Source organism: Cellulosimicrobium cellulans (genome assembly GCF_016921195.1).
In the GTDB taxonomy this organism is placed as follows: Bacteria; Actinomycetota; Actinomycetes; order Actinomycetales; family Cellulomonadaceae; genus Cellulosimicrobium; species Cellulosimicrobium cellulans_F.
Window position 1 is genome coordinate 13,674 of the sequence record NZ_JAFGYF010000014.1, and the last position, 21,926, is coordinate 35,599.

Here is a 21,926-nt window from a genome sequence, read left to right on the forward strand (position 1 = left end):
ACCACCGCCAGCACTACTACGCCTGGCTCGCCCAGCCGGTCACCGGCGGCGAGCTCGAGGAGGCGTATCTCGCGAACGCGGTCTTCGATGCCCACCGTGAGGACCCCGAGTTCGGCTACCGGCTGCTGTTCGACGAGGTGAACGCGGCCGGGCACACGGTCAGTGAGCTCACGGTGTGGAAGATCTGCTCGGCGAACCAGTGGTGGTGCGTGTTCGGCAAGAAGCGCCGCGGGAAGAATGGGCGGCCCGGCGCGCCCGCGCACGATGACCTGGTGCGTCGCGAATTCACGGCGCCTGGCCCGAACCGGTTGTGGTTGACGGACATCACCGAGCATCCCACCGGCGAAGGCAAGGTCTACCTGTGTGCGGTCAAGGACGTGTGGTCGAACCGGATCGTGGGGTACTCCATCGCAGACCGCATGACGTCCCAGCTGGCCGTCGACGCCCTGGAATCGGCGGTTTCGCGCCGCGGGGTGCGCGTGGCCGGCTGCACCCTGCACTCGGACCGCGGCGGCCAGTTTCGAAGCCGAAAGCTGCAGCAGTCCCTCTGGCGCCACCAGATGCGCGGATCCATGGGCCAGGTCGGATCAGCCGGTGACAACGTCGCCATGGAGAGCTTCTTCAGCCTGCTTCAGCGCAACGTCCTGGACCGGCAGAGATGGACCACCCGAGAGGAGCTGCGGATCGCGATCGTGACCTGGATCGAACGGACCTACCACCGTCGCCGACGCCAGGCCAGACTCGCACGATTGACCCCGATCGAGTTCGAGATCATCATGAGCCAGGCCGCCGACCAAGCTGCCTAACCAACTGTCACGGAATCGTGCAGCAGCCCCCAGCTGTGGTCACGACATGAGTGTGCGGCTCGTATCGCCGTCAGTCGAACTGGCATGGGCAGGCGTCTCAACTTGCTCTCTCTGCTGTCGCGCGCTCAGGAACGCACCTAACGTGCGCTACTCGCATCCCACGCCGTCGCCGTCACGGTCGAGCTTGCGGGAGTATCCGGGCTGGCCTTCGTAGATGGGTGCGGCACCGGCGGCGCGCACGGCGTCGCAGTTCTTGTAGAACACGGGTGCGGGTTCTGGTTCGGGCTGCGGTGCAGGTGCTGGTGGCGGTGCCGGGGCCGGGTCGGGGACGACGACTGGTGCGGGCTCGGGTTCGGGCACGACCACCGGGTCGGGGGCGGGTGCCGGTTCGGGTGCTGGCGGCTCGGCGCTGGCCTCGGCCTGGACGTATGAGCCGACGGCGCCGTCCGGGGCGGGTAGGAGCTGGTCGGGGCAGGTGGTGAGGATGCGGGCGATGGCGTCGTGCTCGGCCTGGGTGACCCACAGCTTGTAGGTGGCCTTGACCGCGACCTGGCGGGCGACGTACTCGCACCGGAACGCCTTGTTCGGCGGCAGCCAGGTCGCGGCGTCCCCGTCGCCCTTGGCCTGGTTCGTGGGGCCGTCGACTGCGAGCAGGTTCAGCGGGTCGTTCGCGAACGCCTGGCGGGTGTCGGCGTCGAGCTGTTGGGCGCCCTTCTGCCACGCGTCCGACAGGGCGACGACGTGGTCGATCTGGACCGCGCTGGACGTGGCGTTGCCTCGCTGGAACGCGATCGTGGTCGCGGTGTACGGGTCGTCCAGCGTCCCGGTCATGACAACGCAGTCACGGGTGCCGGGCTTGAACGTCTCGGCCTCCAGGTCGCGGGCGAGGATGTCGTTGCGGGTGTCGCATCCGTTGCGGTCCACGTCCGCCCACGCCGGCCCGAACGCCTCCCGGTCGTACCCGGTCTTGGGGGCGCGGCCCTTGACCTCGAGCGTGCCCAGCGCCGCCAGGGCCGTGCTCTGCCCCGCGGTCGTGATCGCGGAGTCGAGCTCGGCAGCCTCCACGGGCTCCGCGGTCGCGGCGTCCGTGGCGGGGACCGCGGCCTCGTCGGTGTCCACCATGGCTTCGTCCACCGACCCGCCCGAATCCTCGGCCACGTCGCTGCCCAGGTTCACGCCGACCACACCAGTGGGTGCGGGCGGTGCCGCGCTGATCCCAACCGCGACCGCACCCGTCGACACCAGTGCGGTGGCCGCAACCGCGGCCACCGCCGTGCCGAGCACGCGCCGCGGCAGCGGCTTCGGACCCGCGGGCTGGGCGTGGGCCCGCGCCTGGGCAGTGGCCGCCGTGGTACGCAGCGTCTGCGCGATCTGCCCCAGCTCGTCCGGGCCGGCGCCCTGCGCCGAGCGGGTAGACCACACCAGCGCCGCGTGACCGGCCGCGTCCATCCCCGCCGGGAACGAGACACCGCAGTCCTTCACCCGCGTCGACACCGGCAGGTTCACGAACCCGGCACCAGTCTCGATGCGATTGACCGACGCCCACTTCCACACACAGGTGCGCCCGTCCGTCCCGGCGAACCGGGCCGCCTTATCCGTGAGCAGCAAAGTCCCCGTGGACACCACCGTCGGGGTCTTGGCCCCGACGCGACCGCGCGGTTCGACCAGGCGCACGTCCGAGAACCCGCCGCGGACCTTCTCCGAACCAGGCACCCGCGGGTCGGAGAACGGGGTGGTGCGCCCGTCCATCATCGACAGGACCTGTGCGGTGGCGTCATGGTCGAAGGGCGGCAACGCGTCCGGGGTCCGGTACCGCACCCACAACCACCGCACCCCTACCCCGGCGAGCACCCCGAGATAGAGGATCTCGAAGATCCACGCCAGCACCGAACGCTGGATCGAGGGCAGCCCGGCGCCCATCTCGACCGCGATCCAGGCCCCGAGCTGGTAGGGCCACGCGATCACGTAGTACGCCACCGCCACCGCGATCACCACGGCGACGATCGCACCGAACCCGCCCCCACCGCTCGACCTCTTCGCCACGCTGCGTCCTCTGCTTCTCCCCCGCGCACCGGCACCCTCCGGCACGCTCGACCTCGATCTGCGCGCTCACCGTAATGGACCGCACACCCGACGAATCAGAGGCCTACGTCCCAACCGGGAAGAAACGGCAGAATCTGGCCGATCCTCACCACGTGAACAGGGGAACTTCACCCCCTGGGGCAGACGCTCGTGGCTCCCGCCACGAGACGTGCGGGCGACGTCGCCGTAGCGACCCTCACTCGTTCGCTGCCTGTGGAGGTTTGGGTGCGCGGCCGGCGTAGATGCCGAAAGCTCCGGGCGCGATCAGCAAGACGATGCCGAGCGCGATGGCGATTACTCCCATAACGGGGTTCGCCGGACACACCTGGTCGGCGTCGGGAGAGAAGCACTGATTGTCGAAGGCGCCGGCGGCGAAGAAGAGCGATGCGAAGGCCAGCGGGAAGGCAGGTACGTACAAGAAGATCGCCACGAGCAGCCCGAACACCCCGCGACGGACGGCTTGCCCCACCGTGGGCGCGGGGCTGCCCGTCGACTGGCCGGTCGCGCCGCTTGGCTCCATGGCGACAGAGCGTAGGTCTGGTCCGAGGAGAAGCGGTGTACCGCGCGCACAGATACGGGGCCCTCCCGGGCTCAGCCGACCAGGCGCAGCGGCCCGCGCCACCTCGACATCGCCAGCCACGCCCGCCCCGCGACCGGGTCGACCAGGAGGCTGCTCGGCGTCGGGAGCGTGAGCGTCCAACGCTCCGTGACGCCGCGGGCGGTGCGGGCGACGTCGAGCTCGCACCGCCGGAGATAGTTGTCGCCAGCATCGGAGCCGGCCCGCCGGTGCGCGACAACGTCGAGTCGCACCGCATCGCAGCGCACGCGCCGACGGCGACCAGGCCGGAAACCTGCTCGCGCGCGGGCGAGCAAACGCCGGCGCTCTGACGCCTGGAAGGCCCAGCGAGTCGGCGTTCTACGGGCGCCGGGCGAGAACTGATGACAGCGAACTTGTCGCATCTATCCACCACGCGAGGCGTGGGGAGATGTACTCTGCGGTCGCCAGGATGTTGGCGTACTCAGCCTCGAGGTCGTGGTTGATGAGGGGCTCGTGGTGCGCGACTCGGTTGCGCAGCTTGCGGATCTCGTCGATCGCGTCATGCAACTTCCGGACGCGCGCGTTCTGGAATCCGTCGCGCAGTGCCGGCGCCCAGAGCGTGTTGTCGTAGCCGTCGGCGAGCAGAGACCACCAGAAGCCCAGCGTGAGTTCCGCAACGACGTGCCCGTGAGTCACCGCGTGCCCGGCTTCACTGACGAAGTGCTTGGCCGTGCTGATCTTCTTGTGCGCCTTGCTCGTCAGACCGATGTCTGTTCGGTCGAACCATGACTGGCCGGCGGAGCCGAACACTTTGGTCAGGCGCGCGTCCATCGTGTTGCGCAGCGCGACCTCGAAGTAGTGAATCGAGGGGAAGAGCGCGCCCGAGACCTCGAGATTCCACTGGTAGAGCTCGACGGCGCGCTTGATGTCACCGCCGCAGGCTGCGGTGTACGTCGACAGGCGCGGGGCGGAGAGGAGGCGGATCATCTCGTCCCGCACCGGCTGGTAGAGCGACATGGGGCATCCTCTCTGGTCAGGCGTACGGTACTCGACCGACGCTTCCGCGCGGGTCGCTGTAGACGCGACACGACGTGCTGGACCTATCAGCAGGTGTAGTGCTGAACACGTCACCCGGGGTAGACTCGTGCCACACAGAGAGCCCTGGGACTAAACGGCGTACCCACCACGGTGAGGAAAACCGCCCAGGGCCTTGTGCTGTCCGGAGTCACGGCACAGGTTACGCAAGGACGCGTGCCGCCCGTTCAGGACTTCTGCGAGAGGCCTTGCCAAGGCTTGTTGAGGGGTCCACCGAAGATGTCTTCCAGGGAGGCATCGTGGGGAGACATCGGCTTCTCTGGCTTGGCCACGACGGGTACAGCGGCGAGGTCGGCGAGGCGTGAGAGGTTGAGGCGGTAGGTGTTGCGCAGGCGTCGGAAGTCGAACGCCGTGCGCGAGGCGGAGCGGCGGCGGGCGGTGATGAGCTCGACGGCGCGCAATTCGCGCAGGCCCTTGCTGCAGGTGTCGTCGCTGAGGCCGTAGAGCTCGGTGGCTCGGTCGGGGCTGAGCCACAGGTCGGTGCTCTCTGCCGGTCGCCCAGCGAGGTTCGTCAGGAGGACCAGGAGCATCGCGAGGCCTGCCCCGGAGAGGGTGGCGAGCCACCCGGAGGTCCACAGGGTGTCCGGGAGCTGGATGTACCGGTGGGGGTTGTCCAAGCCGCGTGGCCGGGAGGCGTTGTAGACGTTGCCGGGCGGGGTGTACGGCTCGATGTTCCCGCTCTCGTTGAGGAGCAGGATCCGCCCCGGCTGCCCAGGCCGGTTCTCGACGGTCACGAGGTTGTTCGCTTCGAGAGACTTGATCGCCTGACGCACGCGACGTGCACCGCGGCCCTCGGGGTCCTCGAGATCGAGAAGCGTGGCCCAGGCGCGCGCCGGGTACGTCAGGTCATGAGGCGGGCTCACCGCGAACCACAGGAAGCTCAGCTCCAGCTTGAGCCGCACCTCTCCCCCACGTCCGCCGCGCAAGAGCCTCGCGAGCGGAGGCGCCGCACCCTGCGCACCATCGCGCTGCTCGACGAAGAGCGCGCGCACGGGCGCGGTCTCGCGGCGGCCCACCCTGGCCTTCACCACCTGCGCAGCCTCGATCGCGGCGTCGCTGGGGCGGCGCAGCTGCCCCGGGTCGTCTACACGGGGGTCCACGGTGATCGTGATGATGGTCAGTGACCACAGCCACCGGTCGGGATCGTCGGCGCCCTTGGAGGGGTCGCGCCACAGCTCGTACAAGCCGGCAGCCGCCAGCGGCGCACCGTCGGGGTCGGTGAGGTAGTAGGGCGTCTTGCGGCCCTTTCCCGACCCCGGCACCTGCCACTTGTAGTAACCGTCCATCGGGACGATGAGCCGCCGCTTCGCCGCGGCGCGGCGAAAGGCCGGCTTCTCGGTGATCGTCTCGACCCGGGCGTTGATCATGCGCGAACCGATCTTCGAGTCCTTCGCCCACGACGGCACCAGGCCCCAGCGCAGCGTGTGCAACTGGCGTACCGGATGGTCGGCCTCGACGCGCTCGAGGACCCCTCGCACGTCCTGCGTCGGGGCGACGTTCCAGGAGGGTCCGAGTTCGTCGCCTACGAGCTCGGAGACGTGGAAGCGGTGCGCGAGCTCGTCGTCGCGTCGGGCGCTGGCGTATCGTCCACACATGCGCTCAGCGTGCCCGCTCAGCGCGACCCCCGCGACCACACGCGCGGCCGTGCATTGAGTCGGCCGCGGGGATGCGGACGCTACTCGCCCTTGCGGCAGGTGCGGCATCGCCGTCGACCGTCGGAGGGGTACACGATCGTGTTCTCGGGCGAGTACTCGTGTCCTCGTGGGCAGTGGGTCTTGGCAGCTTGCCAGCCGCCGGCGCCGACACCCTCAGGAGTCCCCGACCGGTACCACCGGTCGTAGTGCATCTTGCAGAGACGACGCGCCTTCGCGCTCCGGTCGCACCCGTCAACTTCGCACGGCTGGCCGTACGACGTGCGGGCGCGGGCGGTGTCCACGAAGCGAGCGCGCACGCGATCCGCTGCCTCTAAGTCCAGCCGCCATCGACCGTCTGGGGGCGTTGGGAACGCCGCGCGGAGCCAGGCGTACACGGCGGCACGTGAGACACCGATCTCCCGTGCCAACTCGGTCGGAGTCGTGTACTCGATGTCGCTCCGCGCGGCCGTCATCGATGTCGTCAGTCGTCGCTCGTCGGGCTCTGCGCCGGGACTTCGCGCTTGGCCGCGCGGCGCCGGGTGCGGACCTTCTTATCCGGCTCGGGGAAGCCGATCTTGCGAAGTTCGTCGACGGTCCATCCGGCGCTGAGTGCTGCGTTGAACGCGCGCACATCCTCGCGCTCGGCGGTCGCGACACGCTCGGCGATCCGGCGCTGGAACTCGGCAAGTTCCCGATCGGTCTCCTCGCGGACGTCGGTGACGCTCTGCCGCGCCTCCGCGACGGCGCGAATGGCCCCCATTCGTGCTTCCTGCGCGCGCTGTGCGCGCTCCAGTGCCTCATCCACGCTCAGTGTCTTTGCCATGGTCCGAGCGTACGAGAACCACGCCCAACGAGGAACCCCAACGCGCCGGCCACGGCGCCCCTCGCGGCTCGTCGCGAGGACGCACGTCACGCGAGGCGGGATAAGGGCCAAAGGCGTCCCAGACGGAGCAAGCTATACACTTAGCACGGCTAAGTGGCTCGCCCAGTGGACGGCGTTGCCGGTCCCTGGCACACTGGGCGTGTGGTCCCCGCACGGGGCGGGGTCGCTGCGCTGGGCCGAAGGGCGGGTGGAACGCATGAGCGACGAGGCTCCTCGTCCGCGGCAGCTCGCCCGACGTCGGCGTGCCAATGTCGAGGGCGGTCGCCAGCACCGCCACGAGGTCAAGGTCACGCCCGAGGAAGAGGGCATGCTGCTCCGCCTCGCGCACGAACAGCGGGTGACTGTGCCGCGTCTTCTCGTGGAGTCGGCTCTTGCGTCGGGGACGCCGGAGACGCCGACCGAGCGGCGCAACGCGATGGCTCAGCTCTTCGGGCTGCACCGGCTCCTGGCCGCGGTGTCGAACAACGTCAATCAGATGGCGAAGGCGACCAACGCGACCGGCGAGGTGCAGGACGAGATGGTCGAGACCCTGCGGGCTGTGCGCCGTCTCGCCGAGCGGATCGACGCCACGATTGACGGGCTGAGCCGACCGTGATGCCCAATGTCGTCCGGGGTGACCGCATGGCCGGACTGATGACCTACCTCGTGGGGCCGGGACGCTCCAACGAGCACACCGAGCCGCACCTGGTCGCGGGTGACGCCGCGCTGATGGCGTGGCACAACGACGACGAGCTCGGACGCGACGCGGCCCTGCGCATCGCGCACCACCTCGACCAGCCGCGCACGGCCTACGACGTCCAGGTGCCTGGCGGTCACGTGTGGCACTGCTCCCTGTCGCTGCGCGCCGATGAGGGCGCGCTGACGGACGAGCAGTGGAATGCGATCGCGAACGACTTCGTGCGCGCGATGGGGTTCGACGACCACGAGGGCACGAAGGCGCCGTGCCGGTGGGTCGCCGTCCGTCACGGTGTCTCGGCGAACGGCAACGATCACATCCACCTAGCCGTGAACTTGGTGCGGGAGGACGGCACCAAGGCGTCGGTACACAACGACTTCCGCCGCGCCCAGACCGCGGTGCGCGCGCTCGAGGTGAAGCACGGTCTGGAGCAGCTGGAGTCGGTACGGGCCGAGCGCTCGACCCGCGGGTACGACCCCGCCGAGCGCGAGGCGCAAGCGCGTGCACGAGCGCAGGCCAAGTACGAGCGCGCGAGCCGACTCGAGGATGGTCGTGCACCAGCCTGGGCTGCTCTGCCGGGGGCGGACCGCCAGGCCCGCATTGCGGCCGAGCTGCGCACCGATCAGCCCCGCTACCTCCTCGCGCTCAAGGTGCGCGGGTGCGCCAGCGCCAGCCAGGACGAAGCCGAGTTCGTGCGACGCATGCGCCGCGCCGGACTCCTGGTTCGCGCCCGGTTCGCGGACGGGCGCACGGACGTCGTGACGGGCTACTCGGTGGCCGAGCGACCCGAGGCCGGCGAGCGACCGATCTGGTACGGCGGCGGCCACCTCGCCCGCGACCTGTCCCTGCCCCGGCTGCGTGACGGGTGGCCCGACACACCGACCGGTGCCAGCGACGCGGCGGCCGAGTGGAACGCCGCCAAGCGCGGCCGACGGGTCGTGTCCGCGGGCCGCGAGACGGCCGAGCCGGACCCCGAGGTCTGGGCCAAGCAGCACGATGAGCTGCGTGCGCTCGTCGACCGGTTGCGGTCGGTCCCGGTCGAGGACCGGGACACATGGGCGACTGTCGCGCGCCAGACCGCGGGCGCGTTCGCCGCCTGGTCGAACGCGACCGAGGAGACGCCCGGGGACCTCGCCGCGGCCGCCGACGCGCTGTCACGCTCGGCTCAGACGCACCGGCGCACCGTGCGCCCGGACAAGGCCGGCACGGTCGCCATCTCGGGTGCGGCGATGCTCCTGGCGAGCGCGGCCCGCGGCGGGCAAGGAACCGTCGCACAGGCCGCGATGATCCGCCAGCTGCTCCGGCTCACCCAGGCGGTGCACGGGGCCGCCGTCGCGGCCCAGCAGGAGCGTCATGCGCGCCTGCTCGCCGAGGACACCCGTGCACGGCTGGTGCGCGTGCGCGAGGCCCTGCCCAGCCTGACGCCGAGCGGCGGCGGCACAGCGACGGCCACCACGCCGGCGGCGACAACGACAGTGCTCGATCGGGACGCGCAGGCCGTGCTCGACCGGCTCAACGCGGGTCACACGGACGCGAGCACGCCGGCGTCGCCGCTGCCAGCCGACCTCGAGGCGGCACGCCGACGGCACACGGTCCAGCCGGGCGCAGAGCGTGGCCCGGAGCGATAGGAGGGGGCGAAGAGTCATGGCTGAGGAGAGCGACGGCATCGAGGAGGCGTTCGAGGGCCAACTGCGCGTGCTGGTCACCGCCGCCGGACAGGTCGGAGAACGCATCGCACGGATGCGCGAGGAGGCGCTGCGCCGCTCGCAGGCCCGCAACGAGCAGCAGGCCCGCGAGCTCCAGTCCCGGTTCGAGGCGGAGCGACGCGCCGCGCGCGCCGAGCTCGGCAACGTGTACCGGTCGGACTGGTGGGACCGGGCGTCCGTGGATGAGGTCGCCCAGATGTATCAGGTCGCCAGGGCGTGGGCCCGTGAGGACCCAGACGCGGTGCGTGCCGAGCAGCAAATGCGCACCGAGATGCGCACGCGCTACGGGCTGGACCCCGACGGCCTCGCAGAGCGGGCGCAGGCGGAGCGCGACGCCCGCACGCCCGGACCGTGGTTCGAGGCCCGTGACGAGCTCGATGGCTCGCAGCCGGTCCGCGAGCTCACGAAGGACGACGCGCTGGAGATGATCGACCGCCTGCCGGCCGACGCTGACCTCGGACCGATCGGACGCGGCGGACTACGTGACGTGCAGGCCTGGAAGGGCAAGGACCCCGACGTCGATCTCGCGATCGCGTCGAAGTTCCCGCACCTGATGAGCCGGGCGGAGCTCGTTGCCCTCGCTGCCGCCGAGAAGGAGCGCCACCGCGCAGCAGCGGAGCACGCCGAGACCCAACGGCTCATGCAGCAGGCCGACCGCGAGGACCGGCTGGCGGACCGAGCACGGAGCGCCGCGGAGCACGAACCAGACCCCGACGAACGCGCGCGTGCGGCTGCCGAGGCTGTGCAGCGCGACGCGCTCGGTGCCCGGACACGCGAGGACGGGCGTGCCACGTACGACAGCGCCGAACGTCGCGACGCCACCGCGAGCGAGTTGCGCGCCAAGGGCATTGCGAGCGACGTCGTCGGCACCCGGATGCGTGCCGACGTGAGCCAGGCCCGGCCGGCAACGGAGGCCGTGGTGGCTAGGACCGCGGGCCGCAGCCCGACGGCCCGCAAGTCCCACGGGCGCGGGGCCCAGGCTCAGCGCGCGGGGCTCGACCGCTGAACTCGATGGCGCGCCGACGGCCGACCGCGGGACTTGAACGGGCTCTCGTGTGCCACCATCAGCGCACACGTTCTCGAGGAGGCGCGCATGCAGACCGTCTACGCTACACACCTGGACCTGCCGCGCGGATCGGCCGGGACCGAACCGGAGAATGCGATCGCCGTACTGACTCGATGGGTCGACCGTCGGTTTCGGATCGAGGTGTCGGGCGAGGACGGGCACGATGAGCGCCACGGGACCAGCGTCACCTGGAACGTTCTGGCAGACGAGGGAACTCGGGTGTTCGGCCTGTGGGTCGACCAGCCGGACGCTTCGGGGCCAGCTTGGCGTTGGCGGACCTACGCAGATGTGGGCGTCGAGGACGGCACCTCCTGGTTCCGTGTACGGGTCGCGCTCTATGGAACGCGCCAGGGCACGGTGGCATTGCCTGCGGTACAGATTGGGCGGCCCGGGGTGGTCCGCGACGTCATCAACGACTTCGGCGTCGTCGTCGACGACCGGCGCATCGCCGACGTGATGCGTGTCGGGGTCGACGAGGCGGACGACCTGATCGCGTTCTTGGAGCACCCCGGACGTCGCCTTCCGGTGGTTGTCGTCTCCCAAGACGATCAGGGCGAGACGTTCCTGGATCCCGCCTTCGCACTGGACAGGATGCTCGGGCTGGCCCACGTCGCCGTAGTAGACAAGGCTGCCGCCTGGCGCCTCACCTCTGCGTTTACCAAGCAGCTCAGCTGCTTCGGCGGTGCAGTGCGGGTCTACTGGCCCGGCTTTTCGCGCTCCGATGACCGGCTCCGCCACCGCCTCTACATCGGTGGTGCGCTCGAGTTCCACGGCCCGATCGGGCTCGTGCACGAGATTACCGAGACCCTCGGCCGGGTCGCTGGGCTCAGCATCGACGAGCCGCCCGTGCGCCGCGAACTGAACCTTCGCCGGCGCGAGCTCGAGATCGAGCAACGCATCGAGGCGCGTTCGGCAGCGACAGCACGCGTGAACGAGGCGGCGGATTCCGCCGAGTTTGTGGACGCCGCGGAGTTCGCCGCCTTTGCAGCGGAGTACGACCAGATGGAGCGCGACCTGGCGGACATCGAGCAGGACGCCTTCGTGCTCGAGCGCGAGATCGACATTGTCCGTGCGGAACGCGACTCCGCCCGCGCGCAGGTCGCCCGGCTCGTCGAATCGAGCGGGACCCAGGACCACGCCGCGCGTCAGATTGCGGCGCTGCCGCAGTCGGTGCTGAGCGCCGTCGAGATCGCGATGGCCGAGGCGACCCACACCGTGTTCCTTGAATCGGCGCTGAAGTCGGCCGCGGCGAGCGAGTATGGCGACCCCGGCCGAGTGCTCGACGACCTGCGGCTGATCGAGCAGGTGGCGCGTGACTGGGACGCAGGCGACCTCGCGACAGGCCCGTCCGACGCGTTCAAGGAGCGCGCGAGCCACTTTCGACGCGGCATTTCTAGTACCGCCTCCACCACCTACGCGAGCGACTATCGGATCACGTGGAACGACAAGAAGGTGCTGATGGGGCCGCACCTGCGGCGAGGGGTCGGGTCGGTGGCTGCGATCCTGCGGATCTACATGTACTTCGACATGGAATCGCAGCGCGTCGTCGTGGGTCACGTCGGGCGCAAGCTGCGCGACGGCACCAACAAGAACTGACGGCACCCAGCGGAGAGGAGAAGGATGTGGGGTTCCTGTCGCGAGTCCGTAAGGCCCTGCGGCCGGCGGCGGTGCCCTCAGATGGGCAGCTGCCGACCCCGGCCCACGAACCCAGATTCCGGCTCCAGGTCCCAGCGGGCGGCAGCCCGCTCGTCGCCCTCGCCGGCACGACGACCTTAGGGCGTGACGCGATCGACGCGCTGCTCGTCCGCAGGGCTGCTCGATTGCCTGCGTACCTCGAGCTCGAAGCCGTTCTCGAGCGCGAGCCCGATAACCCCGTGGACTCGTACGCGATCGCCGTCTTGGTCGAGGGCGACCGCATTGGCTACCTCCCGGGATACCTCGCCAAGCAGGTCGATTTTCCTGTGGGCTCGAGCCTGCCGCTGCTCGTCCAGCTGTTTGCGAAGGAGCAGGACGGTCGGACCCGCGCGCTCGCGTGGGCGTGGCTGGACGAGACTCCGCCCCGGTGGGAGCACGGCCCCGACGACTGGCCGGCGATCACCCGCGAGGAGAAGCGCGCAGCGGACCACATCCGAAGCCGGACGATGGTCGCGGACGCGATCAGTGACGGTGGTCGTCGCGCGGCTCAGTTTCGCCCCGGGATGGTCGACGGCGTGCACTTCCTCGAGCTCGTCGAACCGATCAAGCAGCTCAAGCGTGAAGGGCGCAACGAGGAGGCGCTGCAACTTTGCTACGTCGCGATCGCCGGCGTCGAAGGCGAGCACGCTTCTGAGGGATTGACTCCCCCACCGTGGTACACCGAGCAGGCGGCGATCGTCCTGCGCAAGCTCAAGCGCCGCGACGAGGAGATCGCCGTCCTGCGCCGGTACCTCGCACTTCTTCCGCCGAAGTCGCGCGACGGCTCCTCGCTCGCGCAACGGCTCAGCAAGATCGAGGGCAACGCGTAGTTCCCGTGACGCGGGCCGGCGAACGCGATTAGGAGCCCTCCCCTCCCTATCAAACTGCGCTGACCATCGCCTAGCTGGCCGATGTCTGTTGGCGTAGCCGACACCGACCGATCGCGCCTGCGGCCAGACCGCAACGCGGATGCAGGCCCAGCCCAGGGGGCCAGTCTGCGAGATCCCAATATGCTCGCGGCATGACATCCGAGATACGCGTGACCGCGGACGAGTGGAGCCCCCTGCTAGGTTCGATTCCTGAGGCCGTCGAACCGGACAAGATCTACGTGATCCCGACGCGTAGGGCAGAGACGAACGGAGAGGGGACCGGTGGAGAGCTGTGCTACACGGACAGTGTGCGCTTCTTCCCGAAGACCGCCCGGGCCGCGAACCTTCCAGTTGAGTTTTCGGTTCCGGAGGGATCGCGCAAGTACCTCTCCGAGTTCAGCGTCGATCCCGAGACGTGGGCACTGGCTTTGGCGTGCCTCACCATGGCAAACGACTGGCTGATCCAAACGGTGTCGCTCTTCATCAGCCACCGCGCGGAGGAGCAGGGGTGGACGCCAGAGGAGGCAAAGAGGCTGCCGCTGAGAGTACAGGTCGCGGAGACGGAGACCGGTCGCAATTATCAGATCGAGGGTGAGGGTGCAGATGTACTCGATGCCTTGCGCGAACTGAACGGGTCAGCCGGGAACGACGGGAACGACCTTGAACGTGGCTGATGGCAGTTTCAGGTTCAAGTCGGTCTTGATGCAGTGGGGACCGGTCCCGCCATCTGGCGGGCCGCACCGAGAGCAGTACCTCGACCATCACGGACGAGAGTCCATGCAGAAGTACTCAGACCAGTACGACGCGGTGCTGGCAATCCTTGGCGATCGTGCGAGGGAGATGCCTGCGCTGGACTTTCAGCTAGTCGAAGAGGACGACGACCGTGCGCGCGCGATACAACTTGCCAAACTTGGCGAATGGAGGCATTTCCGCGCGACCATCGACCAGGCTGAACTTGATGCGATAGAGCCCCACATCAAGGAAGCAACCACGTCGGCGGTGGCGGCACTAAACTACCTCGAAGATCACCCGCTGAAGGAAGAAGCGCACCTGGCTATCCACCGAGCCGCGTTTGTGAAACGAGGCCTCTTTGGTTGCCCCATCGCCTTACGCGACGGTCTATTCTGGACCGATTGCCCGATCACAATCTCGCACTGGCGCCGAGGGTTGTCCGTCGGCATGGTGAGTGATTTCGCGTGCTCGATTTGTGCGCGCTTGGTGGAAGACTGCGACCACCAGATGGGCTCACCGTACCCAAAGACCGCCGAGCGCAACGGCGGAGTATGCACCATCTGTGATACCGCCAAGTGCGAACACGTTGTGGGCGAGCCCTATCTCGTTGTCGCCCATGCGCGTGCAGTCAACGCTGAATTGCAAGAGGCGTCCCTCGTGGCGCGACCTCGATATCCGCAAGCACGCATCGTCGAGAGAACATTGGACCTCGGAGCATTCGGCAACCTCGCCGAAATCCGCACCTGGGCCGAGCGAGGCGTTCTAAATTGCGACGAGGACCTCGGTCCTTGCGGCGGCTTCGTTGAGCCGTAGCGCATAGGTCTTCGAGCGCGCTTGAAGTTCCGGTTTCGGTGCGCTCTTAAAATCGCGGCTATTGACGGACGTCCGGGAACATTCCTTCGGGGGGCGGGGCGTAGGGCAGGGGGGCGCTGGGGGTGTTGCGGTCATGTTCGCCGTCGACGGGGCCGAATGGGCCGTTTTGCGGGTCGAGCAGGACGGCCATGTGGTGGTCGGCATGGTCCCGCCACCACACGCTCATGCCGGTGGCGGGGTCTTGGCGCAGGTGCTCCCAGGCGCGCCAGAGCGCTTCGAGGCGGATCACGGCCTCGTCGTACTTCCACCACTCGGCGGCCCAGACCCGGTGCTCGCCTCGGCCGGCGATGTGGCGCCGGTAGACGTTGCGCAGGTACTCCCGCACGAACTCGTCGACCGACCCGTAGTAGAGCGCCGGCGCGCCGTCCTCGTCGCCGGCGTGCTCGACGGCGGGCCGCGCCTGGTCGATGGCGTCGGAGAGGTCCTGGTCGGCGTGATGGACCACGGCGGCAGCGTCCTCGAGCTCGCGTTCCCGGGCGCTGACCGCGGCGGTACGCCGGGCGAGGACCCGGCGCGCTTTCTCGACGTCCTCGGCCGCCGCGACACGTTGCCACGTCGCCTTCGTCTCGTCGTCCTCGTAGTCGGTGACCTTGGCCTCGGCGACGCGCAAGGCGCCCTCGGCGTCCGCGAGGGCGTCGCGCGCGTCGTCGAGCTGGGTCGTCGCGCGAGCGTGCGCCGCCAGCGCGCGATCGAGCGCGGCCCGCGCCTCGACGACCTCGGGCGGCTCGACGGCCGCCCGGCCACCGAAGGTCTGCGCGTCACCGACGTCGACCGCCTGGGCCTCGATCATCGGCTCGTAGACGTCCTCGCCCCAGTCGCTCACGGAGCCTCCTCGAGCGGAGTAGCGGCCGCGACGGTCGCCATCTCGTCGTGGGCCTCGCGCAGGGTGCGCTTGGCTTGCGGGTCGTTCGCCGCGATCGACGCCTCCACGGCCTCACGGTGCGGGCCGGCCATCCACGGGACCGTCCGAATGAGCGTCGGTCGAGCCCCGGAGGCCAGCACGACGGCACGGCCCTTGGGCAGGGCCGCGAGGTCCGCCACGTCCATGATGCGTTCGCGATGCAGCTGCTGGGAGACCGTGCGCTGCCCGTGCCCCGTCGACGTCGACGACGAGAGCCGGTCGTAGTCCCCGATCATGCGCGAGAGGTCCTCGAGGAAGTTCGCTTCGCTCACTCCCCCGCCGTAGACCTTGACGTTGGACGCGCTCCACAGCTTCTTCATGCCGGACTCGCCCCAGACCTCCACGCCCTGGGACCAGCTCTGCAGCACGGTGTCCAGGACGATCCCGCGCGAGCCGTAGTGCGAGTAGAGGTTCGGCAGCTCGCGCCAGCGGCACACGTTCGCGGCCTCGTCGAGCACGCCGACGAGCGGGTTCGCCAGGCGCCCGCCCGCGGACTGCGCGGCCAGCTCCTCGGCCGCTTCCACGACGGCGACGGTGAGTGCGGTGACGAGCGGTCCGGCCGTGCCGCGCCCTTCCTTGGACAGCGAGTACAGGGTGCCGGGCTTCGTCGGCGCCGACTCCCCCGGCGCGGACGGCAGTCCGGCGCGCACGAACTCCTCCGGGCTGAACTGGGGCCGGGTGTCGGCGGGTCCCTGCGGGGTGATCCAGGCCGCGACCTGCCGGTTGGTGAGGCAGGACGCCATCTGCTGCGCGGTGCCGTACACGCCGCCGCGCTGCTTCTCGGGTGCGGCGATGACACCGGCGACCTGGTCGGCGGTCAGCGTGTAGCCGTGCTCGGTGAGGATCGTGACGGGGGCTTGGTTCGTGGGGCGGGTGAGCCAGGTGTAGACGTCGGTGATCGGCCGGGCGTCGAGCGCCGCGGCGAGCAGGAGACCGGCCAGGAGGTCCTGGCCGGCCGGGTCGAAGTAGGCGTCCGTGCGCGCGCCGGGGTCGCGCGAGCCGGACGCGAAGTGCTCGGCCAGCTTGGCGGCGCGCACCTCGTCGGTGACGTAGCTCAGCGGGTTCCACCACCAGGTGGTCTCCTCGCCGGCGATGCCCTGCGGGTCGAACACCCACACCGGCCCGACGGCCGCGCGCGGCCCGCGGGTCTGGTCGACGACGTCGCGCTTGTTCGACGTCGACAGGACCGAGCCGGGTGCGTCCAGGATCTCCGGGACGACCATCGACGTCGTCTTGCCGGTGCGGGGCCCGGCGATCGTCATGCGCATGTCCTCCCACGAGCTGAGCAGTCGCTGCCCCGTGGACACCGTGACCCCGATCGGCAGACCGGGCGCGGCCTGCACACCGAGGCGCTGCGCGGTGCGGCTCACGTGCTTGCGCGAGAGCCCTTCGACGTCGCGGCCGCGACCCATGTACGCGGCCGCACGGTCCACGCGGGTACGACGGGCGCTCCTGCGCGCCAGGGCGATGCCCACCAGCGTGCTCAGAGCGAGGACGATCAGAGTCAGACCGGCCAGCACCCACCAGCCGGGTGCGCCCGGCCACGCGAGGTCGCCACCGAACAGCCCGAACGCTACGGCGAACGGGTCGGTCGGCGCCACGACGCCGGTGCCGGCGATCTTGTGGCCCAGGTGCATCGCGGCGTAGATCGATCCGACGCCGAGCACGACGACGACGATCCCGACCCACAGCAGCACGACCTCTCCGGAGAGGCCGCCGGGGTCGCGACGTCGGTTGTTCGGCACGCTCATCACGCCGCCCCCTCGTCCAGCAGGCCCGTGCGCGAGCGGTCGGCCCAGCGCACCGCGCTCATGTGTAGCGACTTCTCGGACTCGGTGAGCACCAGGTCGATCGGGATGCCTGGGCGGCCACCGACCTTGACGAGAAACTTGCCGCGTCCAGGGGGCGGCGTCTCGCGCCCTTCCTTGGGGTCCCATGCGGGCGGGTCCTGCCAGCCGGCGAGCAGTTCCTGCTCGCCGCGCGAGAGCGCGACGACGGACGTCAGCAGCGGCATCTCGCTCAGCGGCAGACCGCCGCACACGACCAGGCCGGACCGCTCGATGAAGCCCATGGCTTTCTGCCGGTCCTCCTCGAGCGGAAGGGAACGCAGGTCCTTGAGCGTGTGCGTGATCATCGCCAGCCCCACCCCGACGGTGCGGTTGAGGCGGGTGAGGTAGTCGACGCGGTCGACGAGCCCCGGCCCGGCCTTGAGGGCCTGGTGGAGCTCGTCGAGGATCACGAAGTAGTGCCGCCGGTTCTCCAGGCCGACGTCGGCGAGGGTCTGGGCGATGTTGACCACGGCGAAGCCTGCGGACCAGGAGGCGAGCAGCGCGACCGCGCGCAGGTCGCCGTCGGACTGAGGGATCGCGGAGACGTCGTAGACGACGGCGCGGTCTCGGCGCATGGGGTGCGTGGTCGGCTTGGCGAACACGTCACCGAACTTCCCGCCCGGGCTGAGCGCCACGAGCGAGGCTTCCAGCTCCTCGGTGACTTCCTGGTAGCGGTGGTCGGTGCCGCGGTCCAGCGCTGCCTCGCGCAGCTCGGGCGGTGCCGAGCGGATCACGCGCAGCAGGTCGGGGATCAGCGGGACTCCGTCGTGGTGCTCGTCGAGCCAGGCGATACCGCGCGCGAGGATCGTCTCCTCGCGCGCGGTCGGGGCGCTCTTGCGCAGCACGGTGATGAGCGCGACCAGCATGTTCAGCCGCAGGCCCTGGGCATCGGCCAGGACTTCCTCAGCGGCCTGGCGGTACCCGGCGGCGCGCAGCCGGCGCGCGGCGTCGGGAGCCTCGCCCGGGTCCAGGACGTTCAGCGACCCGCGGTTGCGCCCGAGCGGGATCACCTGGCCGCCCAGCTTCTCGACCATGCGGACGTAGTCCGGGCGGGTGTCCCCCAGCACGAGCGGGATGACGCCCTGCCCGGACAGGCCGACGGCCATGCGCATGACCGCGGACGTCTTGCCGAGCCCGGGCCGGCCGAGGAAGAACACCGAGGGGTTGCCGATGAGGTTGGCGCGCTGGTACCAGCTGATGGGGTCGCAGCACAGCGTGGCGCCGGTGAGGATGTGTCGGCCGAACGGCACCCCCACCATGGGGGTGCCGGCGCCGATCGCGAACGGCCACATGCCGCACACCTGCACGGTGGTGCCGCGCCACTCGTCGGCCTGCTGGACGTAGTTGGACTGGCCGCGGCCGCGGCCCAGCCATCCGCGCATCGGCGGGCGCTGGGGACGCAGCTCGCGCTGCTTGGGTGCCTTCTTCGCGCGTGCTCGGGTGCTCACAGCTTCTCCCTCAGCTCGGCCGGGACCTTGATGTGCTTCGGGAGCACCAGGCCCAGCGGAAGGGCTGCGGCGAATGCGGAGTCCTGCGACCCGTACACGGGCCGCAGCCGCAGCCGCGCCGTCGCGGCGAGGTTGTCGATCGCGGCTCTCGCGTCGGCCTCGCGGCTGGTGTCGGTCACCGTGGCGGTGACGAGCATGCCGAACTGCACCAGGCCAGCACCGCTGGCCTCTTCCTGCGCCGTCGCGGCCGCCGCCCGCATCGCGAGGGTCTCGCGAGCAGCGGGCTTGCTGGTGGAGGTGACCCGGAACTCTGCGGCCCGCAGGTCGGACTCGACGATCGCCGCGGCGCGCGCCGCGTCGATCGGCCGGTACAACAGCGTCACCCGCTTACGCGCGATCTCGCGGTGTGGGGCCAGCAGCCGGGCCAGGACGCCCGACTGGACGTTGCCGCGCGGGGCCGACGTCATCGCCCACGTGCACGAGTACGCCGAGTCGTGGCGGTAGCCGCCCCAGGACGCTTCGGCAGCAGACGGGCCGACGTCGGGCCAGGACAGCTCGACAGGATCGCCCACCGCGTGCGCCTCGTCGATGAGCGCCGCGGCCGCGGGGTCGTAGGCAACGCGGATCGCCTCGCACAAGTCCTGCGCAGACAGCGGGTGCGCCGCACCCGCACCGGTCGCCTGAAGGCTGGCGGTGAGGCTGGGCAGGCGCGCGGCGAGCTCGCGGCCCATCTCCTCAGGCTTGCGCTTCTTGCCACCCACCCGGCTCGCCGCGGTGAACGTGATCGCGACGTACGCCTTCACCGTCGAGGACCCGGCCGGGTAGCGGTCCACGACCTCCAGGAGCATCGCTCGTGCGAACTCGGGTGCGCCGTCGTCCAGGTTCGTCTCGACCTCACGACGAAGGCGCGCCCCGGAGTCGGGGGCAGTCTCGATCGTGACCGAGGCGGCCTCCACGCCCGGCTCGTCCCCGAGGTTCGCCAGCCAGTGGCCCCAGTCGGCCACCCAGACGTCGATCTGGTCCTGGTCGACGAGCGCGGCGCCGTCGGGCTCGGTGCCGATGACCACGGAGTAGGACCCGGTCGCCGGCGTGTAGAGCAGCGCGAACGGGCGACCGTAGGAGTCGGTGTGCTCGCTCAGTCGGGTGGGGGCGGCCAGGCCCGGGAGCTGGTACGTGCCCCACAGCGCGCGGCCCAGGGGCCCTGAGCGGTACAGGTGCGTGCCGCGCGAGCGCGCCGACCACCACGCTGCGCGAGCACCGCCGCGACTGATGACGTTCTTGCCGTGGGCGTCCTTCGTCAGTACGGCGAGCATCACGGCCCCGAGCACACCGGCGAGGATCACGGCCTCGAGCAGCCCGGCGACCATCACGGTGATGACCACCGCGATGAGCCCCGCCAGGAGCATCCCCGTGCCCACGGACCCGAGTCCGAGGATTCCGGGCGACGTCGGACGTCGCCAGTTCCCGTAGGTCCGAGGACCCCTGTTCACCTCAACGGCTGCCATCAGGACCGCCCCCTTCACCAGTCGACTGCTCACCAAGACTCTTCGCTGCACCTGCTGCGACCTGGCCCGCCTTTGACGCGGTATCCAGAGCCGCGCCGGCCGCTATGCCGACCGGGCCGCCCGCGGCACCGGCCGCGGCTGCCCCACCACCTGCTGCGGCACCCGTACCCGCACCCGCACCCGCGCCCGCTCCGGCACCGGCGCGAGCTCCAGCGGCACCCGCTCCGGCGCCGCTTCCTGCGCTTGCGCCGCTCTGTTGCGGGTTCGGCGGCGCGCTGGGGGTCGGCGCGGTGTTGCCTCCCCCACCGCCACCCGACGGGCCCTGGCTCCCGCTCTCGCCGTTGCTGCCCGGATGCGCGTTGCTCGTCGTCGACGAGTTGGACCCGCCGGAGGCGAGACGCCCGATCGCGGCCGCGCCGCTCGGCAGCGCCGCGAGGGCGCCCGCCGCCAGCGCGGCGCCACCGGCGCCGCTCGCCATTGCACCCACCATCGGGGTCACGAACCGCATCAGCGCCGGCATCGCGAACAGCGCGATCACCATCAACATCAGACCCGTCAGGACAGCCAGGAGCCCCGACCCGTCGTCAGAGAAGACGTCCGTGCCGACGAGCTGGAACGCGGCCGCGTAGATGATCGCCGCGGCGGGCTTGTAGAGGATGAACGCCACCAGCCACGCGATGCACTTGCGGAACCAGGTCTTACCCATCTCCGTACTCGTGAACGACGCCGACAGGGGCAGGATCCCGGTCAGGACCACGAGCATCCCGCCACGGGCGACCATGAGAACGATCTGGAACGCCGCCGCGAGGATCGCGATGATCCCGAGAATGATGATGAGTAGGGACCCAAGGCCCCCTGCCGCGGGATTCGTCGTCAGAGCGAGCAAGGTGAGCATGCTCTCTCCGAAGCACGCCGACCCGGCGGCCGTCACGTCGCACTGGAGCGAGCCGTTCAAGACCCAGACCGAGAACGAGTCGGCGGCCGCCACAAGAAGCCCCACGATCGTGACTCCGGCACCGGCGACCACGACGAGCGTCAGCAGGCTCTTGACCGTCTCCTTCCCGGGCTCGGCACGCTGCTCCCACGCCATGCGCGCGCCGCCGATGATCACCGAGACGATCGCCGCGGCACCCATGTACCACCACAGGCTCGATTGCAGGAAGAGCACCGCACCGCCGGCGTTGCTTGGCCCCGCGGGCAGGAGCCCTGTGACGAGCGCGCTCGCGCCGGAGATGAGCACCACAGCGCCCAGGACCAGGCCGACCTTTCCGACGGCGGCGATCCCCTCGCCAGCGCGCATACGTGTCGCGATGAGCGCGCCGAGGATCACGAGTGAGATGATCGCGACGACGAGGCTGATCCATGTCACGTAGCCCAAGACGGTCGTGATGTTCCCCGCGCTCGGTGCCGAGCTTCCGGCACTGATCGCAGACCGGCCGCCCGATCCGGTGAGGTTCGGAGTGCCGATGTGAACCCAGATGGTGCCGAGCGAGGCAACCGCCTTGCCGAACGCCTCGAGGACCGCGTTGGCCATGTTCTCGATCGCGTCACCGACGATCGCGGAGACCCCATCGCCGACGCATGAACCGATGTTGGCGATTGAGCACAT

General features: G+C 70.1%; 18 protein-coding genes and 1 pseudogene. 8 read left to right on the forward strand and 11 right to left on the reverse strand.

Going from position 1 to position 21,926, the window contains the following annotated elements; translation table 11 throughout:
• Positions 1-5 precede the first annotated feature (5 nt).
• A pseudogene (locus JN535_RS18850) lies at positions 6-806 on the forward strand (IS3 family transposase); the annotation flags it as partial.
• A gap of 147 nt (positions 807-953) precedes the next feature.
• Here the strand turns inward: JN535_RS18850 and JN535_RS21660 are convergent.
• The 6 genes from JN535_RS21660 to JN535_RS18880 form a co-directional block, all read right to left on the reverse strand.
• On the reverse strand, positions 954-2,849 hold the full coding sequence (locus JN535_RS21660) for a GmrSD restriction endonuclease domain-containing protein (RefSeq protein ID WP_307868979.1): 1,896 nt from the start codon (positions 2,847-2,849) through the stop codon (positions 954-956).
• Positions 2,850-3,084: 235 nt separating this feature from the next.
• A complete protein-coding gene (locus tag JN535_RS18860; protein ID WP_205207347.1) occupies positions 3,085-3,408 on the reverse strand; it encodes a hypothetical protein in 324 nt (107 codons plus the stop codon).
• 71 nt (positions 3,409-3,479) lie between these two features.
• A complete protein-coding gene (locus JN535_RS18865; protein ID WP_205207348.1) occupies positions 3,480-3,698 on the reverse strand; it encodes a hypothetical protein in 219 nt (72 codons plus the stop codon).
• Between the two features lie 106 nt (positions 3,699-3,804).
• The gene (locus JN535_RS18870) at positions 3,805-4,443 is read right to left on the reverse strand and encodes an Abi family protein (RefSeq protein ID WP_205207349.1); all 639 of its coding nucleotides are present in this window, start codon (positions 4,441-4,443) and stop codon (positions 3,805-3,807) included.
• Between the two features lie 245 nt (positions 4,444-4,688).
• Positions 4,689-6,224: an SOS response-associated peptidase gene (locus JN535_RS21020; protein WP_240201455.1), complete on the reverse strand. Its 1,536-nt coding sequence runs from the start codon at positions 6,222-6,224 to the stop codon at positions 4,689-4,691.
• A gap of 412 nt (positions 6,225-6,636) precedes the next feature.
• A complete protein-coding gene (locus JN535_RS18880) occupies positions 6,637-6,978 on the reverse strand; it encodes a hypothetical protein (protein WP_205207350.1) in 342 nt (113 codons plus the stop codon).
• A 256-nt stretch (positions 6,979-7,234) separates the two neighbouring features.
• On the opposite strand from JN535_RS18880, the gene JN535_RS18885 reads away from it, so the two are divergent.
• The 7 genes from JN535_RS18885 to JN535_RS18915 all read left to right on the forward strand — a co-directional run bounded on the left by JN535_RS18885 (position 7,235) and on the right by JN535_RS18915 (position 14,574).
• A complete protein-coding gene (locus JN535_RS18885) occupies positions 7,235-7,633 on the forward strand; it encodes a MobC family plasmid mobilization relaxosome protein (protein ID WP_024841857.1) in 399 nt (132 codons plus the stop codon).
• Positions 7,630-9,342, forward strand: coding sequence for a relaxase/mobilization nuclease domain-containing protein (locus JN535_RS18890; RefSeq protein ID WP_205207351.1), 1,713 nt, complete (start codon positions 7,630-7,632; stop codon positions 9,340-9,342). Before JN535_RS18885 ends, JN535_RS18890 begins: the two co-directional genes overlap by 4 nt.
• Before the next feature lie 16 nt (positions 9,343-9,358).
• Entirely contained in the window at positions 9,359-10,426 is a 1,068-nt protein-coding gene (locus JN535_RS21025; protein WP_240201457.1) for a hypothetical protein, read from the forward strand.
• Positions 10,427-10,513: 87 nt separating this feature from the next.
• Positions 10,514-12,082, forward strand: a complete 1,569-nt coding sequence (locus tag JN535_RS18900; RefSeq protein WP_205207352.1) for a hypothetical protein — start codon at positions 10,514-10,516, stop codon at positions 12,080-12,082.
• Positions 12,083-12,108: 26 nt separating this feature from the next.
• Positions 12,109-12,990 carry an HIRAN domain-containing protein gene (locus JN535_RS18905; RefSeq protein ID WP_205207353.1) on the forward strand — a complete coding sequence of 294 codons (882 nt, stop codon included), beginning with the start codon at positions 12,109-12,111 and terminating at the stop codon, positions 12,988-12,990.
• Between the two features lie 191 nt (positions 12,991-13,181).
• A complete protein-coding gene (locus JN535_RS18910) occupies positions 13,182-13,703 on the forward strand; it encodes a hypothetical protein (protein WP_205207354.1) in 522 nt (173 codons plus the stop codon).
• 103 nt (positions 13,704-13,806) lie between these two features.
• Positions 13,807-14,574: a hypothetical protein gene (locus JN535_RS18915; protein WP_205207355.1), complete on the forward strand. Its 768-nt coding sequence runs from the start codon at positions 13,807-13,809 to the stop codon at positions 14,572-14,574.
• 58 nt (positions 14,575-14,632) lie between these two features.
• Here JN535_RS18915 and JN535_RS18920 read toward each other — a convergent pair whose 3' ends face one another.
• Genes JN535_RS18920 through JN535_RS18940 form a run of 5 tightly spaced genes read right to left on the reverse strand, consistent with a single transcriptional unit; the run spans position 14,633 to position 21,926 of the window.
• Positions 14,633-15,457 (reverse strand): DUF4913 domain-containing protein, encoded by an 825-nt coding sequence (locus JN535_RS18920; protein WP_307868983.1) that lies wholly within the window; start codon positions 15,455-15,457, stop codon positions 14,633-14,635.
• Positions 15,454-17,286, reverse strand: coding sequence for a TraM recognition domain-containing protein (locus tag JN535_RS18925; RefSeq protein WP_205207356.1), 1,833 nt, complete (start codon positions 17,284-17,286; stop codon positions 15,454-15,456). Before JN535_RS18925 ends, JN535_RS18920 begins: the two co-directional genes overlap by 4 nt.
• Positions 17,286-18,812: an ATP/GTP-binding protein gene (locus JN535_RS18930; protein ID WP_307868986.1), complete on the reverse strand. Its 1,527-nt coding sequence runs from the start codon at positions 18,810-18,812 to the stop codon at positions 17,286-17,288. Before JN535_RS18930 ends, JN535_RS18925 begins: the two co-directional genes overlap by 1 nt.
• Complete coding sequence (locus JN535_RS18935; RefSeq protein WP_205207357.1) at positions 18,809-20,317, reverse strand: SCO6880 family protein; 1,509 nt, start codon at positions 20,315-20,317, stop codon at positions 18,809-18,811. Before JN535_RS18935 ends, JN535_RS18930 begins: the two co-directional genes overlap by 4 nt.
• Positions 20,304-21,926: a hypothetical protein gene (locus JN535_RS18940; RefSeq protein WP_240201458.1), complete on the reverse strand. Its 1,623-nt coding sequence runs from the start codon at positions 21,924-21,926 to the stop codon at positions 20,304-20,306. The genes JN535_RS18935 and JN535_RS18940 overlap by 14 nt, the downstream gene beginning before the upstream one ends.

Coding starts and splice junctions, on each gene's coding strand:
- JN535_RS18900 (WP_205207352.1), top strand. CDS start 10,514: ATGCAGACCGTCTACGCTACACACCTGGACCTGCCGCGCGGATCGGCC.
- JN535_RS21020 (WP_240201455.1), bottom strand. CDS start 6,224: ATGCCGCACCTGCCGCAAGGGCGAGTAGCGTCCGCATCCCCGCGGCCG.
- JN535_RS18880 (WP_205207350.1), bottom strand. CDS start 6,978: ATGGCAAAGACACTGAGCGTGGATGAGGCACTGGAGCGCGCACAGCGC.
- JN535_RS18860 (WP_205207347.1), bottom strand. CDS start 3,408: ATGGAGCCAAGCGGCGCGACCGGCCAGTCGACGGGCAGCCCCGCGCCC.
- JN535_RS18870 (WP_205207349.1), bottom strand. CDS start 4,443: ATGTCGCTCTACCAGCCGGTGCGGGACGAGATGATCCGCCTCCTCTCC.
- JN535_RS21025 (WP_240201457.1), top strand. CDS start 9,359: ATGGCTGAGGAGAGCGACGGCATCGAGGAGGCGTTCGAGGGCCAACTG.
- JN535_RS18925 (WP_205207356.1), bottom strand. CDS start 17,286: ATGAGCGTGCCGAACAACCGACGTCGCGACCCCGGCGGCCTCTCCGGA.
- JN535_RS18940 (WP_240201458.1), bottom strand. CDS start 21,926: ATGTGCTCAATCGCCAACATCGGTTCATGCGTCGGCGATGGGGTCTCC.
- JN535_RS18915 (WP_205207355.1), top strand. CDS start 13,807: ATGCAGAAGTACTCAGACCAGTACGACGCGGTGCTGGCAATCCTTGGC.
- JN535_RS18910 (WP_205207354.1), top strand. CDS start 13,182: ATGACATCCGAGATACGCGTGACCGCGGACGAGTGGAGCCCCCTGCTA.
- JN535_RS18885 (WP_024841857.1), top strand. CDS start 7,235: ATGAGCGACGAGGCTCCTCGTCCGCGGCAGCTCGCCCGACGTCGGCGT.
- JN535_RS18935 (WP_205207357.1), bottom strand. CDS start 20,317: ATGGCAGCCGTTGAGGTGAACAGGGGTCCTCGGACCTACGGGAACTGG.